The 14,116-nt window shown below is 55.2% G+C and carries 11 protein-coding genes and 4 pseudogenes; 8 read left to right on the forward strand and 7 right to left on the reverse strand.

The window, feature by feature from the left end; translation table 11 throughout:
* Positions 1-3: 3 nt before the first annotated feature.
* Positions 4-204: pseudogene (locus ACYZUD_RS09975) on the forward strand (anion permease); the annotation flags it as partial.
* Positions 205-225: 21 nt separating this feature from the next.
* Here the strand turns inward: ACYZUD_RS09975 and ACYZUD_RS09980 are convergent.
* The 5 genes and pseudogenes from ACYZUD_RS09980 to ACYZUD_RS10000 form a co-directional block, all read right to left on the reverse strand.
* Positions 226-645, reverse strand: a pseudogene (locus ACYZUD_RS09980) (anion permease); the annotation flags it as partial.
* Positions 626-1,463: pseudogene (locus ACYZUD_RS09985) on the reverse strand (transposase); the annotation flags it as partial. The pseudogenes ACYZUD_RS09985 and ACYZUD_RS09980, both read right to left, overlap by 20 nt.
* Before the next feature lie 451 nt (positions 1,464-1,914).
* Positions 1,915-3,462, reverse strand: coding sequence for a sensor domain-containing diguanylate cyclase (locus ACYZUD_RS09990; RefSeq protein ID WP_462023847.1), 1,548 nt, complete (start codon positions 3,460-3,462; stop codon positions 1,915-1,917).
* Positions 3,463-3,530: 68 nt separating this feature from the next.
* A complete protein-coding gene (locus ACYZUD_RS09995; protein ID WP_462023848.1) occupies positions 3,531-3,713 on the reverse strand; it encodes a UTRA domain-containing protein in 183 nt (60 codons plus the stop codon).
* Positions 3,706-4,194: a GntR family transcriptional regulator gene (locus ACYZUD_RS10000; protein ID WP_462023849.1), complete on the reverse strand. Its 489-nt coding sequence runs from the start codon at positions 4,192-4,194 to the stop codon at positions 3,706-3,708. The genes ACYZUD_RS09995 and ACYZUD_RS10000 overlap by 8 nt, the downstream gene beginning before the upstream one ends.
* Positions 4,195-4,290: 96 nt before the next feature.
* Between ACYZUD_RS10000 and ACYZUD_RS10005 the strand changes: the two genes are divergently transcribed.
* Entirely contained in the window at positions 4,291-4,632 is a 342-nt protein-coding gene (locus ACYZUD_RS10005; RefSeq protein WP_462023850.1) for an OprD family outer membrane porin, read from the forward strand.
* Positions 4,633-4,674: 42 nt separating this feature from the next.
* Here the strand turns inward: ACYZUD_RS10005 and ACYZUD_RS10010 are convergent, their stop codons facing one another.
* Positions 4,675-5,832: an alpha/beta hydrolase family protein gene (locus tag ACYZUD_RS10010; RefSeq protein WP_454866889.1), complete on the reverse strand. Its 1,158-nt coding sequence runs from the start codon at positions 5,830-5,832 to the stop codon at positions 4,675-4,677.
* 264 nt (positions 5,833-6,096) lie between these two features.
* Positions 6,097-7,018, reverse strand: a pseudogene (locus ACYZUD_RS10015) (LysR family transcriptional regulator).
* A 271-nt stretch (positions 7,019-7,289) separates the two neighbouring features.
* Between ACYZUD_RS10015 and ACYZUD_RS10020 the strand changes: the two are divergent.
* The 6 genes from ACYZUD_RS10020 to ACYZUD_RS10045 all read left to right on the forward strand — a co-directional run bounded on the left by ACYZUD_RS10020 (position 7,290) and on the right by ACYZUD_RS10045 (position 14,116).
* The gene (locus ACYZUD_RS10020; protein WP_454866887.1) at positions 7,290-8,231 is read left to right on the forward strand and encodes a VOC family protein; all 942 of its coding nucleotides are present in this window, start codon (positions 7,290-7,292) and stop codon (positions 8,229-8,231) included.
* On the forward strand, positions 8,232-8,621 hold the full coding sequence (locus tag ACYZUD_RS10025; RefSeq protein WP_462023851.1) for a Rieske (2Fe-2S) protein: 390 nt from the start codon (positions 8,232-8,234) through the stop codon (positions 8,619-8,621).
* A gap of 109 nt (positions 8,622-8,730) precedes the next feature.
* Complete coding sequence (locus tag ACYZUD_RS10030) at positions 8,731-9,852, forward strand: FAD-dependent oxidoreductase (protein ID WP_462025017.1); 1,122 nt, start codon at positions 8,731-8,733, stop codon at positions 9,850-9,852.
* Positions 9,853-9,935: 83 nt separating this feature from the next.
* On the forward strand, positions 9,936-11,618 hold the full coding sequence (locus tag ACYZUD_RS10035) for a DUF1302 domain-containing protein (RefSeq protein ID WP_462023852.1): 1,683 nt from the start codon (positions 9,936-9,938) through the stop codon (positions 11,616-11,618).
* 14 nt (positions 11,619-11,632) lie between these two features.
* Positions 11,633-13,000: a DUF1329 domain-containing protein gene (locus ACYZUD_RS10040; RefSeq protein WP_462023853.1), complete on the forward strand. Its 1,368-nt coding sequence runs from the start codon at positions 11,633-11,635 to the stop codon at positions 12,998-13,000.
* A 57-nt stretch (positions 13,001-13,057) separates the two neighbouring features.
* Positions 13,058-14,116 (forward strand): WD40/YVTN/BNR-like repeat-containing protein, encoded by a 1,059-nt coding sequence (locus ACYZUD_RS10045; protein ID WP_462023854.1) that lies wholly within the window; start codon positions 13,058-13,060, stop codon positions 14,114-14,116.

The following is a 14,116-nucleotide window of genomic DNA, read 5'->3' on the forward strand; positions in this document are numbered from 1 at the left end:
GAGCAGATGACCATGCTCCTTGGATTCGTCGTCAGCTTCGGCTTCATACTGCCCATCAATGCGCCGCAGAATATGGTGTGCCTGGGCACGGATACCTTCAATCCAAAACAATTCGCCCGGGTTGGCGTGGTGATTACGCTGATCGGTTATGGATTGCTGTTGGTGTTTGCCAGTACGTACTGGGCGTGGCTGGGGTGGATGTGAAACGCTTCAATCGCTCCTCTTGAGGCTCATGCCCAACCGACTGAAATCCCCAGGCAGGGTTCGCAGGACGGCCGTCAGGATCGGAAGCAACGCAGAGGTCAGCGCGGTGGCGCTGGCAAAGCCTAAATGGATCAGAATCAGGAAGGCACTGAGGACAGCAAACATCCCCAATGTGCCAATCTTGTCTAGCCTTGGATGCCCAGCCACTGCCCGGCCTGGGTGGTCAACAGCGCAGTACCCGGCATGCAACTTGCCTTCAGTCGCCCAACCCAAAAGAAGCAGGCCAGAAACGGCTGCCAAGCGTTTCTGCGAGCCCGTCATTGGCCCCAGCTCAGCCAAGCTAGCCACGATGGCGGCCTTGCCACCGGGCACTTTGTCGGTTTCGGGGGGGGGCAACATATTCAGCACAATGACGATCAAGACAATCGACATGATGATTGCCCTTGTTCATCTGTTTAAGTGTTAGCAATTTACCGCCAGGGCATTGATAAGCGTCGCGTTGTTCCTCGTATTTGAAATCCGTGCGATCAAAAAACTCAGTACCGTCACCTTGATTGTTGACCGAGCGATTAGGCGGTACGAACGCCGTGATGCCGGCATCTTCACAGGCTTGAAACTGTTCGCCATTGGAGTAGCCGGCATCGGCCGTGACGCTTAATTGCGATTGATTCAGTTCAGCTTTAGCAGCTTTTGCCATCGGCTCAAGCTGCTGCCGATCGGCGCCATCCTGAGTTACCTCATGGTGCAGAATCAGACAATGCTCAGCATCCACAGCGCTTTGGATGTTGTACGCCACGAACGTGCCAGAAGGCGTCCGCATTTTTTGCGCATCGGACTCGCCCACAATGTGTTGAACCAGACCTTGAGCTTCCATCAGCCCTTGGCAGGTCTGGTTATTGGCCTTTTTTATCTGCAACTCCCGAAGAGCCGTTTGCACGGCCGAGCGATTGATCGACCCTCCTCCCTCATTACGATCCGCTTCATCGAGCTGCGCCAGATAGCGCGCAATTCGCTGATCGAGCACCGCTTCCTGGTGCTTGAGTTTTTTCGGGGTCATCTGTTTGCGGCTTGAGAGCAGGATCGTACGAAGGGCGTCCGGTAGCCTTGGGTCTGGCTTTGTCGAAACCCAGTGGCTCAAAGTCCAGAAGCGAAACATAGGCTTCGATGACGCGAACCAGATGGTCATCAGGAATAAGTTCGTCCAGCGACACTGGAAACAGTGCTGGCTGGGAGCGGTTTTCACCTTGGATATAGCGCATAAGAAAAATGCCCGTATCTTGCGATACGGGCATTTTCTTTAACCGGCCAGCAGATTGCCAGGTTTTCACACAGTCTGCATAGAGTGGCGTTTTTGTGAAGTCCAGATTATTCGAACGCAGACAGAGAGACCCCAGCGCTTATCGTTGACCGCCCCCGCCTTGACCACCACCGCCGCCAGGCCCGCCATGCTGACCACCACCACCACCACCACCACCACCACCACCACCTGGAGGCATGAATAACCAACAGCCCGACAATGACGACAACAGAGCGACCACTACCGCTACTTTTGCTACACGATTCAGCTTCATTACAGCACTCTCTTTTTCAGCAACAAACAATACTTGCCGCTTATGACAGTGCAATCATTGATCTGATCAATTTTTCGTGTAGCTGAATGGTACAAATTGTGTTGAAAACGACATATTAATCCCTTCACTACTGTAGTGCTCAACTACTCCTGTGCACGGCATCAAGTTCTTTCTCCCCCTTTGTAGGTGCAGCGCTCACTCGATTTCGACCCTGAGACTTTGCCAGGTAGAGGGCAAGGTCAGCCCGACTGATCAAGGCCTTCTCATCATGGTCACTATCGTGAAGGGTATACGTTGCCTGCCCCAGGCTGACAGTCACGAAACCGAAAGGGCTGGAAAGGTGCTGAAGTCGCTCGTCGGCGATACCACGCAAAATCGATTCGGCAACCGACCGCGCTCCTGACTCGTCCGTGTCAGGCATCACTACAGCGATTTCTTCACCGCCATAGCGCGCCGTCATGTCACCTGGACGACGCACACAGAGTGAAATGGACTGACTAATAATGCGCAGGCATTCGTCTCCGGCGAGATGCCCATAGTGATCGTTGTAACGTTTAAAAAAATCTACGTCAATCAAGATCAGCGACAAAGGACTTCCAAGTCGCTTGGCACGCTTGAATTCGACATCCAGAAACTGATCGAAATGCCGACGATTGGCCAGACCGGTGAGCTTGTCCTCGCTGGCGAGAATCTCCAGCGACTGGTTAAGTTCGATCAACGCAGCCTGTGCAGTGCGCATTTGTTTCTCGACCCGAATACGACGACTTATATGAGAAATCAACCTGCGGCCCAGTGCGACCAACAGCCCCAACAGCAACACCACCACCGCGGCGAACTGTTTTGTTTGGGTCCACCACGCTTGCATTGCCTCGGTCTGGCCCAAGGCTACAGTCGTCACCAAGGGATATTGATCGCTTCTCTTGAACGCATAGATACGGTGCACACCATCGACTTTTGAAGCAAAGGTCACGGTCCCTGACGATGTATTACGCAAATGCTCGGAGAATATGGGTGCCCGCGAAAGGTCACGATCGATGTCCTGCACATTAAAAGGAAACCGAACCAAAAGACGCCCTTCGGACGAGGTCAGGCTGATCGCACCGAACTGACCCACGTGAATGGTTCGATACAGTTTAAGAAAGTGTTCGAGGCTGATGGTGACGGCGATCACACCGGCAAAACCTCCATCCGGATGATCGATGCGTCGACTGACCGAAATCACCCAGGCGCCGGTGGCGCGACTGAGAATCGCCGGACCAATGAAGACACCGCGATCCCGATTGTCACGGTGATGCTTGAAGAACTCACGATCGGCGTTGTTGCTCTGAGCTAAGGCCGGCGTATTGCTCGAGAACGTCCAGTTACCCAGGGCGTCATACAGCACCACGCTGTTCAATTGCGTGAGCGCATCCATCTCCTGCGCTACGAGCAATCTCAGGCGTTCGAGCTGCTGCGGGCCGACCCCGTCTTTTTCGATCCTTTCGGTCAGGCCAAGCAGTACCAGCTCACTTTGCTTGAAGGTGCCCTCGGTATACGTGTTGAGGGCGTTGGTCAGGTTCAAGGTATCGGTTTCGATATCACTCAAGGTGCTCTGCCGAGCCGTCCATATCTGCCACGCAGTCAGTAGCACCACGGATGCACACACTAGAGCAGTCAGCAAAGTGGCCAGTCGAAGATCGCGTTTCAAAAGAGTTCCGTGGTTGTTGGATACACATTCGTCAAAAGCCTGCGCAGTATAAAAGCCTTCGAACCGCACTAATGACTGGAATGAAAGCTATTGACCCGACTGTCTGCCAATTTGAACACCACGCGCTGCGGGTGGTTGACCGAAACCAGATACTCCACCGGCTGGCCTTGGGTGTCGAATATCACCCCCCGATACACCAGCGCCGCCGTCCCGGGTTCGACTTCCAGCAGCCGCGCCTCTTGGTCATTCATAGTGGCAATGCTTAACGTCCCCTCGTCGCTTTATTTCAATCTGATACCGCGCTAACAACAACGCATACAACGAGGCCCCCTCGATCAGATCCCCCGCCACCAGCTCCGGCACGCGGGCGGCAGGAATGTAGCTGGTCTCGATGCAGAACGGCTTTTGGTCCACGGTGCGCAAACGCCTGATGGTCAGCAACGCATCCCCCTCCTGAATCTTCAGCAGTTTGGCGACGCGGGCGCTGGCCTGGGTTTGTTCGAAGTAGAGCAATTTGCTGCCGGGCCGGGCTCCCGCCTGTTCAACCACTTCGGCAATGCCTTTACGCGCCACTGGACCGAAATACTGATTTTGATACCTGTCTTGACGGCGACTTTGTTGCCTAACAGGTATGAATCCAGCGCTGTAGGAGCCATGAAGTTTGCCTCGACTTTGCCTGAATTGGAAAGAGACACCGGCATCAGGATTTACGGCGTCGTGGATGAGAGCCAAACGATGAGCCGGTCGATCAGTATTCAACTGGAAAAGAAAGACATGGGGCGTTCCAGTGGGCGGTGATATCCCTCTGTAGTTTTGAGCGACGGCACGATGAGTGCAGACCTCGTAAACCCCAAAGAGCGTACGTGGGATGCTTGGTATGACTATGACTATGACTATGACTTTGCCACGGCAGGATTTCCGGGCCTAACAGGCATGATTCGCTATCCGCATGGCGACAACATCAATCTGCCTGCATTGGGGGGGGGCAGCAGCCTTACGGAGTCTTCGAAAGACTTGGAGTTGGCGTACGTTATTCAGTCCGGCCCAGCGAAGGATTTGGCGTTTCGCGTAAGAGAGGCCTTCTACCGAAATGAGCAGGGGGCTGCCTCAACCTTCCGAAGTGACAATGAAACGCGAACAAACGTCGATTACACCATTAAAATATGGTGAACCGTCGGCTCTGCCTGCGCTTGACGCAGGCAGAGCCTGTTTTCACACGGTACGCCCACCCAGGGTTTCGGCTACCCAGTCCGCAATGTACTGGCCAGCGTTGATGCTGTTGTCGAAGCTTGAGTGCTGCACACCACCCTCTCGCTCGGTGAAGACCTTCAGCGCGCGTTTGGGGCTATTTACCAATTGCTCAAACGTGCGGTGAGCCCACTTGAGCGGGATCTGGGAATCCTTTTCTCCGTGAGTTACAAGGAAAGGTACCTTGATGCGATCGAGAATGCCGTCCAAATGCACGTTCTCCGAAATTTGCATGAAGTCATCGATGTCCTTCGCCCCCCAAACCCAGCAGACATGTGTCCAGTAATGAGGTACCGGCAAGCTCCCTTCCTTCTCGAGCCGGCGTTTCTGCACATCACGCCAGTCGTGGTTGGCACCCCATACAACGCCACAGGCGAAACGTGGTTCAAAAGCAACAGCGCGCGGGCAGTAGTAACCACCCAAGGACACGCCTTCCAGACCGATACGCTTCGGGTCAACTTCGGATCGAGTTTCCAACCAGTCGACGACTCGACTGGCCCAGTGCTCGCTATCATAGCGAGCGGTGAGACCATGCAGACGCAGCGCCTCGCCAGTACCTGGCTGGTCGATGATAAGCGAGGATACACCGCGCTTGGCCAACCAAGCCGGCAAGCCGACGCGGTATTTCATTTCTTTAGTCGAGTCCAGGCCGTTGACCTGAACCAGCAGCGGAGTCGGGCCCTCGACCCCTTCCGCACGCACATAGAGGCCGGAGATGATCTTTCCCTCATAGGGGATTTCGACGCGTTCGCAGTTCTCTTTGGATAGGGCAATGCCACGGGCGAAAGTTTCCAGAAAACGCTGGTACAGCTCTTTACGACCAGGCGCACCATGGGCTTGCAGGCGCTCGCAGGTGAGGAAATAGGTGGCAGCACGGTTGTACTTTTCGCCCGCAGATAGCAGCCGGCCAGCAACCTCGTCTTCCTCAGCAAGACCGCAGAGTTTGTCAGCCATCTTTGACCACGTCTCGCGGAAGGCTGCGGTGCCGGTCGCGTCGGGTTGTTTCGCGGCCTCTTGTAGAGACGCGCACATCTCTTCGATCTCGCCTATGCGAGCACCCATTTCGATGGCGAGATCCACCGACAGGTTCCAAACATAATTAGTGGGGAAGTAGCGGAACATTTTCTTATTGTCCTTTTGCAGTCGGAAGACGAGCCCGGAAACTTCAGGCACACCGGGCACGATCAGAACAGGACGTTATTCAGCGCGATTACTTTTGGCCAATCGCGAGTAAGGATGCGAGGTATCACGAAACGCGATACAACGTACAAGAGCTACCAATGCGCTCATGTTGTCGAAACTGGACACCGCACAATCCTTTCGGATCATCGGCGCAAATAAACCGTAACAGTTGGTGATTCAGTTGAGCACAACGGTTTCTCCGATTTACCTGTCGGCCTGGTCTAGCGTTTGAATAAAATCGTGGACTGTTTCTCTCAGCCAACGGTGCATGGGATCACCATCCATGCTGCGGTGCCATTGCATGAACTCTCTCATAACTGGGATCTTCACCGGGGGTGGAAGGATACGAAGCGGTAGGTATCGAGAGTACAACTCGGCCAGCCTACGGTGCATGGTAGCGACTCGATGAGTGCCGACGAGCAGCTGTGGAAGCGTGTTGAAATCATTGGTAATGACTTCAAGTCGGCGTTTGAAGGCGTATTGACTCATAAACCAGTCTTCAATACTTAGTTGTCGAGACCGACCAAATCCGACGGAGATATGTCCCATTTCCATGTACTGCTCCAGCGTCAGTACCTCGCCGACTGCATTGTTACCACTCCAAACAACGCAAACGTGCTCTTCCTCGAATAGCAATTGGGATGGGTGCCCCTCAATGAGATAGCGCTCCGGCACGATCATCAGGTCGATTTCCCCCCCGAAGGGTCATTTCCACGGCCTGCTCCCCAGGAGGATACATCTCAAAGGTGATCCCCGGAGCTTCCTGGTGTATGCGCTGAATCACTTGCGCAAAGAGAACGCTGATTAGGTAGTCCGACGTGACGAAGCGGAAATGCCGCTTGCTGGATGCTGGATCAAAAACGGGTTTCGCTGTGATAGAAGAACGAATCGTCAGCAGCACGTCTCGTACAGGTTTTGCTAATTCAAGCGCATAGGGCGTGGGTTGCATTGACCGACCTACCTGCACCAGCAGATCGTCTTCAAAGTACTTTCGGAGCCTTCCGAGTACACCGCTCGCAGCGGATTGGGTCATGTGAAGACGCTCAGCAGCATGAGTGATGTTCTGCTCTTCCAGGAGCACGTCTAGAGCTACCAAAAGATTCAGATCTAAGTGATGAAATCGCATTGCGATGCATCTCCGCTATTGTAGTTATTTTTGAGATACCTTCGTCCGATATTCTCGATACGTCAAGCTAGCCTCCACCCGTCGTCTAATAGTCCTCTCCTAGTTGGTTCTCCAGCCATGTATCGAGTTTTCGGATAGCTGGCATCTCAAGTTGCGATTAGTCAGCAACTGCCTCTGACAGCACCCTCCACTCCAGTCGTGCGGCACGCCTACCGCAGTGACACCACCACCGGCACCGCTGCCGGATCATAATTTCAATGGAGTGGTAACCATGAACATTCTTGGCCTTGATGCCTTGGTATTTGGCGTCGATGACCTGCAAGCCTGCGCTGATTGCCTTCGTGATTACGGACTGACCGCAGTACACCTGGATGCCGAAAGAGGTCACTTTGAGTCCCTAGACGGATCGGCCATTATCATCCGTCGTCCAGAAGATCCAGAGCTACCTCCGGCAATGGGCCCCGCGCCCTCACTGCGCGAGACTATCTATGGGGTTACAAGCTCTACCGATCTCGCCGCAATCGAGGATGAGTTGAGCCGGGATCGCGAGGTACGTCGCGATGCGAATGGCACCCTGCATACAGTAGATGACCTTGGTTTTGCTATTGCCTTCCAGGTCTCTTGGCGTCGCCGCTTCAATGCTCCAGCAGACCTAACCAACGCCCCGGGCAGCACGCCACAACGCCCTATCAACCAATTGGGCATCACCCCCGAGATGGATGCTTTACCTCGCACGCTTTCGCACGTCGTGTATTTCGTCCCCGACGTAGCAAAAGGTGAAGCCTTCTATCGCGATCGACTGGGCTTCGTCACCACCGACAGCTTCATTGGTGTCGGCCCCTTCATGCGACCAAAAGGCATGGATGACCATCACTGCCTGTTCATGATTCAGACCCCTGCTCACATGCAGGGCTGCGAGCACTTCACCTTTCATATGGGCAGCGGCACAGAGGTCCTTCTCGCGGGTACCCGTTTTCAGCAGAAGGGTTGGACGAGCTTCTGGGGCCCCGGTCGCCACCTCTTCGGCTCCAATTGGTTCTGGTATTTCAACAGCCCTCTGGGCTGCCACATCGAATACGACGCCGACATGGACAAGCACGATGACGCCTGGGCTGCTCGCGAAGCTCCTATGTCCGCAGACAACTCGCAGTTGTTCCTATTTACCTCTCGCGAGAAGTGGGCTCCGGGTGGCCCGCCGCCAAAGCAGGGCTAAATGGTGGATCGTAGCGTAGCGCTCTGCCCTCTCGATCAACTCAAAGAAGGCCACGCGCTCGGCTTTGATCCCTTCAGGTCAGGCGGCGACACCGTGTTTGCCCTACTACATCGAGGAGAGGTGCGGGTCTATCGCAATAGCTGTCCTCACCTCGATGTGCGCCTGGAATACAGAAAGGATCGATTCCTGTCAGCCGACGGGCAGCGCGTCATCTGCTATGCGCATGGCGCGCAGTTTATGCCGGACAGCGGTGAGTGCGTATTTGGCCCATGTCTAGGGCAATCGTTAACGGCTTTTAAGTTCCGGTGCGAGGAAGGTTTGCTTCTTCTCTGCATAGACCAATTCGACCAACCCATTGAGGTATCGCGCGGCGCGATAGGTCACATCTGAGGACTCGATTAGTCAAATCCTACTGCGCTCGAGAAACTCAACCTCTCGCACGAACAACGACCGCATCTATCAAGTATGCGGAGAACAAGAACAACACGTGAGTAACTTCATGAATATTGCAAAAGTGCTGATCGTCGGTGGTGGTATTGGTGGTTTGTGTGCCGCCATCGCATTGTGCCGTAAAGGGATTGAGGTCGACCTGGTCGAGATTAAGACCGAATGGACTGTCTACGGCGTTGGCATCATCCAGCAAAGCAACGTAGTCCGCGAAATGGCGAAGCTGGGCCTGCTCGATGCCTATCTTGATGCAGCTTACGCATTCGAAGACGTTGGTATCTACAACACCGACGGCCTACCTCTAGTTCGGATTCCTGGCCAGCGTCTTGCCGGCCCAGAGTATCCAGCCAACGTTGGCATCTCCCGCAGAGCCCTGCATAAGGTACTTAGCGAAACAGCTATCCAACTCGGCACCGACGTTCGCCTAGGTACCTCAATCGAGAGTTTTGAGCAGAACGAAGATGGTATCGATGTGCTGCTCAACGATGGAAGCCGAGCTCGCTACTCTCTGGTTGTAGGCGCTGACGGCCTGTTCTCCAAGGTTCGTAACCTGATGTTCGGCGACAAGTACCAACCTCGCTTCACCGGCCAATCCGTATGGCGTTACAACTTTCCACGCGCACCTGAAATCGATCATCTCGCCAACTACCAAGGCCCTTCCGGTAATGCGGGCCTCGTCCCTCTGGCTGATGACTTGATGTATCTCTTCACCACTTCTCACGAGCCGGGCAATCCCTGGATGGATGAAGGAACCCTGGCGGAGGAGCTTCGCAAGCGCCTCTCCAGCTTTGGTGGCCTGATCGGCAAATTGCGTGAGCAGATCACTGATAACTCACAGGTTGTCTACAAGCCGCTTGAGGCAGTGTTCGTCGATGAGTGTTGGTACCACGGACGCGTCCTGCTTATCGGAGATGCCGCTCACGCCACTACTCCACACCTCGGCCAAGGTGCTGGCATGGCGATTGAGGACGCCGTTGTTCTGAGCGAAGAGCTTATCTCTGGTGGCACCTTGGCTGAACAACTGCAGCGCTTCATGGATCGTCGATTCGAGCGATGCAAGTTCATTAGTGAGAAGTCTCTGTTCGCTGGCGAAAAAGAAATGCAACAAGACCGCGACTTCGACCGCATAGCACTAGTCAAGCAAATGCTGGAGGTCACAGCACACCCTGTCTGATATCGCGGCGGTGCACCAAGCCTGTGGCGCACCCGTTCGCAAACCAACACTGACCTAAAAAAAACAAGAATGAGGTGACTTAAATGCTGTCTCGCAAGCGCGCATTCACCCGGCCGTTGCCGCCACTCAAACCTCTCGCATTCGCTATTTCTATGCTAGCGATCACCGCAGGACTACCTGATGCCCACGCATTCGAATTCGATACGGGAAACCCCGACCTTCGAGCACGGTGGGATAACACCCTGAAATACAGCGCGGCATGGCGTACAAAAGATCAGAGCGACAAACTAATCGAAGGCCAAACAGCGCTCAACCAAGATGACGGTGACCGTAACTTCGACAAGGGTCTTATCTCCAATCGTCTGGATCTGCTCTCTGAAATGGACATCACGTACAAAAACGTGGGAGCTCGTTTGAGCGGAGCCGCATGGTACGACGACGTCTACAACCGCGGCACCGACAATAACGATCCGACCCGCGCCAATAGCTACTCAGTAGCCTATGACGAGTTCACCCATAACACCCGCACCCTGCATGGCCGTAAGGGTGAGCTCCTGGATGCCTTCCTTTTTGGCAAGACCGATGTCGGCGACATGCAAGCCTCGGGTCGGGTGGGTCAGTACGCAATGCAGTGGGGGGAAAGTCTTTTCTACGGCATGAATGGTATCGCCGGCGGCATGGCGCCAATCGATGTAGTCAAAGCCTTGTCGGTACCCAATACCCAGTTCAAGGAGCTGATCCGTCCAGTCCAGCAGATCTCAGGCCAGCTCCAATTGACTCCGGATGTATCCATCGGCGCCTATTACCAGTTCGAATGGGAGGCTAACCGCCTACCAGCCGAAGGCAGCTACTTTTCCACCAGCGATACCTTCGGTGAAGGTAACGAGCGCATGTTCATAGGCGCTCCGCTGTTTCCGGGTGCCCAACCGCTGGCTTTCTATCACGGCAAGGACAAAGATGCGAAGGACTCGGGGCAAGGCGGCGTCCAACTTCGTTGGCGTACCGAGACGGTGGACTGGGGCGTATACGCCATCCGTTTCCATGATAAGAACCCACAGCTAAACGTGCGTCCGGACTTCGCTAATCTGAACCCTCAGTCGGGCAAAGCCGGCGAGTACTACTGGGTCTATCCGGAAGGTATTGAGGCCCTGGGCGCGAGCTTCTCCACCACACTCAGCAACTACAACATTGCTGGCGAGCTCTCCACTCGCTGGAACCAGCCTCTGGCATCCACCAACCAGCACGCTCTTGCACCGGGCGAGTCGATCAACAACGACGAAGCCCCCCTGTATGCGACGGGGAAGACTCTGCACGCGAACATCTCCTGGCTGTCCAGCCTCGAGCCGAACTTTATCGTCCCGGAAGCCAACTTCCTCGGTGAGATTGCGTGGAACAGAGTCATGAGCGTCAGCAAAAACAAAGACGCCATTGACCCGAATGCAGACCGCGACGCGACCAGTCTGCGACTTGTTTATGAACCTATGTATCGCCAGTTCCTACCGGGTCTGGATTTGTCTGTGCCTATCGGAGCCAGCTACACAAACGGCGCCTCCGAGGCACTGGGTACCGGCTTCGGCGCTGATCACGGCGGTGACCTCAATATCGGGCTCAAAGGCAACTATCTGAACACCTGGAATCTGGGCCTGACGTACACGCACTACTACGGCCCGGAAAATACCCTCCTGGATGCCGCCAACCACTTCACGTTCGAACAGTCGCTCAAAGACCGCGACTTCCTTGCCTTCACTGTCGGCCGCACCTTCTGACCGAGGATTATTCGATGAAAAACAATAAGAAATTTGTATCCCTGCTCACTACCTTGAGTGCCTCGCTGTTTTTTGCTCACGGGGCAATGGCTACAGTCTCCGCCGATGAAGCGGCCAAATTGAAGTCGACGTTGACTCCGTTTGGCGCACAACGCGCAGGAAACGCCGACGGTAGTATTCCGGAGTGGAAAGGTGGCCTCACCCAGGCCGATCCCTCATACAAGGAAGGCGGCAAGCGCAACGATCCGTTCGCGACCGACCAGGCTCTGCTCACCATTACTGCCCAGAACATGGCTCAGTACGCCGATAAGTTGTCGGCCGGCACCCAAGCCATGCTGAAAAAGTACCCGGGCAGCTACAAAGTCGAGGTGTACCCAACTCATCGCAGTGCCGCTGCCCCGCAGTCCATCTACGATACAACCTTCGCTAATGCCACCGGTAGCAAACTGGTGGACGGCCCGGCCGGCCCCATGCCTGAAAGTGCTGCCGGCGGTATTCCGTTCCCTATCCCCCAGAATGGTGCGGAAGCAATCTGGAACCACCTCCTGCGTTGGCGCGGAGCTTCGTGGCACGCCAACTTCACTCAGTACCTCACCACTGCAGATGGGAAACATGTACTGACTAACGACTCCCGGGCAGATCTGCAAATGCCTTGGTACCTTCCCGGTTTCAGCAGTGGCAAGGGCGTGTTCTGGGCAATCCGGATGACAAACGACGGCCCCCCACTGCGCGCCGGAGAGGCAATCACAGGTCTAGAGAATATCAACGCCGATAATACCGCTGCCTGGACTTACTTGCCTGGTCAGCGCCGAGTGCGCCGTCTTCCTAACGCCTGCTGCGACACCCCTACTCCTGCGACCGCTGGGGTGATGAGTTTCGACGAGGTGAATGTGTTTAACGGCCGAATTGACCGCTTCGACTGGAAGCTGGTCGGCAAGAAAGAGATGTACATCCCGTACAACTCGAACCGGGTATTCACCGCCTCCAGTCCCGAAGCACTCTTCGATGAGCATCACATGAAATCCGACGCCGTGCGTTGGGAACTGCACCGTGTTTGGGTAGTTGAAGCCACCCTGAAGAACGGAGCACGGCACGTTATGCCAAAGAGTACCTATTACCTTGACGAGGACACCTGGACTGCCGTTCTGGGTGATCGCTACGACGCCAGGGGGCAGCTCGCAAAAGTGTTGTGGACTTCGCCAGTTGCTCTGCCCGACCTCCCAGGCACTGCATCAGTCACTACCGGGTTTTACGACCTGCTCTCCGGTGCATGGTTCGTCGGTGACGTTTTTGCTGGGAAGAACGAGCAGTACCGCATCGTGCCACCCTTTAAGGAGTCGGTATTTACCGCCGACGCGATGGCTGGCGAAGGCGTTCGATGATCTTGGCGGGGCGTAAGCCCCGCCTGCTTCAAATAAGAACAAAAAAGGTTGTGTGCAATGAAAAAGATAATCTCAGGCTTGCTAATGGCAGCAAGCTGCACCTTGCTGCCAGTCTGGGCAGCAGATACGGTAGATGTCCTTTCCCAGAAGGCCGTGCTCGGGTCTCAAGCACTGCATGCGGTACTTCTGGACGTCAATCAAGCCGGTTCGCGGCTGGTTGCAGTCGGAGAGCGCGGTGTTGTGCTGCTGTCAGATGATGACGGCCAGCATTGGCGACAATCTGCCAGTCCCGTCAGCACCACGTTGACCAGCGTGCAATTCGTCGACGCCAAGAATGGCTGGGCAGTAGGGCACTCCGGTGTCGTGCTGTATAGCAGCGATGGCGGTGAAAGTTGGCAACTGCAGCTAGACGGAAAGCAAGTGGCTGCCATTGAGCTGCAAGCAGCCGAAAACTCTGGGGATTCAAAGCGGATCGCTGCAGCGCAAAGATTGTCAGCCGACGGTGCCGACAAACCTCTGCTGGTGGTGAACTTCGTTGATGCAACGCATGGCGTTGTCCTTGGGGCATATGGCCTTGCTCTGATCACCAGGGATGGAGGCAAAACCTGGCAGTCCTGGATGAGCAATCTTCCAAATCCACGAGGCTTGCATCTCTATGCGATGGCTCGCAACGGCGATGAGATCATCATTGCCGGGGAGCAAGGTTTACTGCTGCGCTCTATCGATAGCGGCCTCAATTTCGAAGCCCTTAAAGGGCCCTACGAAGGCAGCTATTTTGCCGCTGTAATACTTCCAAACACGCGGATCCTGGTCGGCGGTCTGCGAGGCAAGCTGTTCTCCTCCACTGATGGCGGCATCAGCTTCCAGCCCGTCGACAACCCCATTCCTGCCTCCCTCAATGCAATTCGCATCGTGGGTCAAAACCTGCTGCTGGTCAACCAGGCCGGCATGCTCCTGAGAAGCGGACTTACAGACCTGCGCTTCCAGCCAATCGCCGTATCCGAAGGACTTCCTTTGACCGCCGTTACTAACACAACCGATGGTGCCCTAGTCGCCGTTGGTGTGGTCGGCGCGCGGCGCCTAGCGCCATCCTCCCTCACCAAGATCGCGGACTGA

Source organism: Pseudomonas sp. XS1P51 (genome assembly GCF_054897845.1).

Coding starts and splice junctions, on each gene's coding strand:
- ACYZUD_RS09995 (WP_462023848.1), bottom strand. CDS start 3,713: ATGAATGACCAAGAGGCGCGGCTGCTGGAAGTCGAACCCGGGACGGCG.
- ACYZUD_RS10005 (WP_462023850.1), top strand. CDS start 4,291: ATGAGTGCAGACCTCGTAAACCCCAAAGAGCGTACGTGGGATGCTTGG.
- ACYZUD_RS10010 (WP_454866889.1), bottom strand. CDS start 5,832: ATGTTCCGCTACTTCCCCACTAATTATGTTTGGAACCTGTCGGTGGAT.
- ACYZUD_RS10020 (WP_454866887.1), top strand. CDS start 7,290: ATGAACATTCTTGGCCTTGATGCCTTGGTATTTGGCGTCGATGACCTG.
- ACYZUD_RS10025 (WP_462023851.1), top strand. CDS start 8,232: ATGGTGGATCGTAGCGTAGCGCTCTGCCCTCTCGATCAACTCAAAGAA.
- ACYZUD_RS10030 (WP_462025017.1), top strand. CDS start 8,731: ATGAATATTGCAAAAGTGCTGATCGTCGGTGGTGGTATTGGTGGTTTG.
- ACYZUD_RS10035 (WP_462023852.1), top strand. CDS start 9,936: ATGCTGTCTCGCAAGCGCGCATTCACCCGGCCGTTGCCGCCACTCAAA.
- ACYZUD_RS10040 (WP_462023853.1), top strand. CDS start 11,633: ATGAAAAACAATAAGAAATTTGTATCCCTGCTCACTACCTTGAGTGCC.
- ACYZUD_RS10045 (WP_462023854.1), top strand. CDS start 13,058: ATGAAAAAGATAATCTCAGGCTTGCTAATGGCAGCAAGCTGCACCTTG.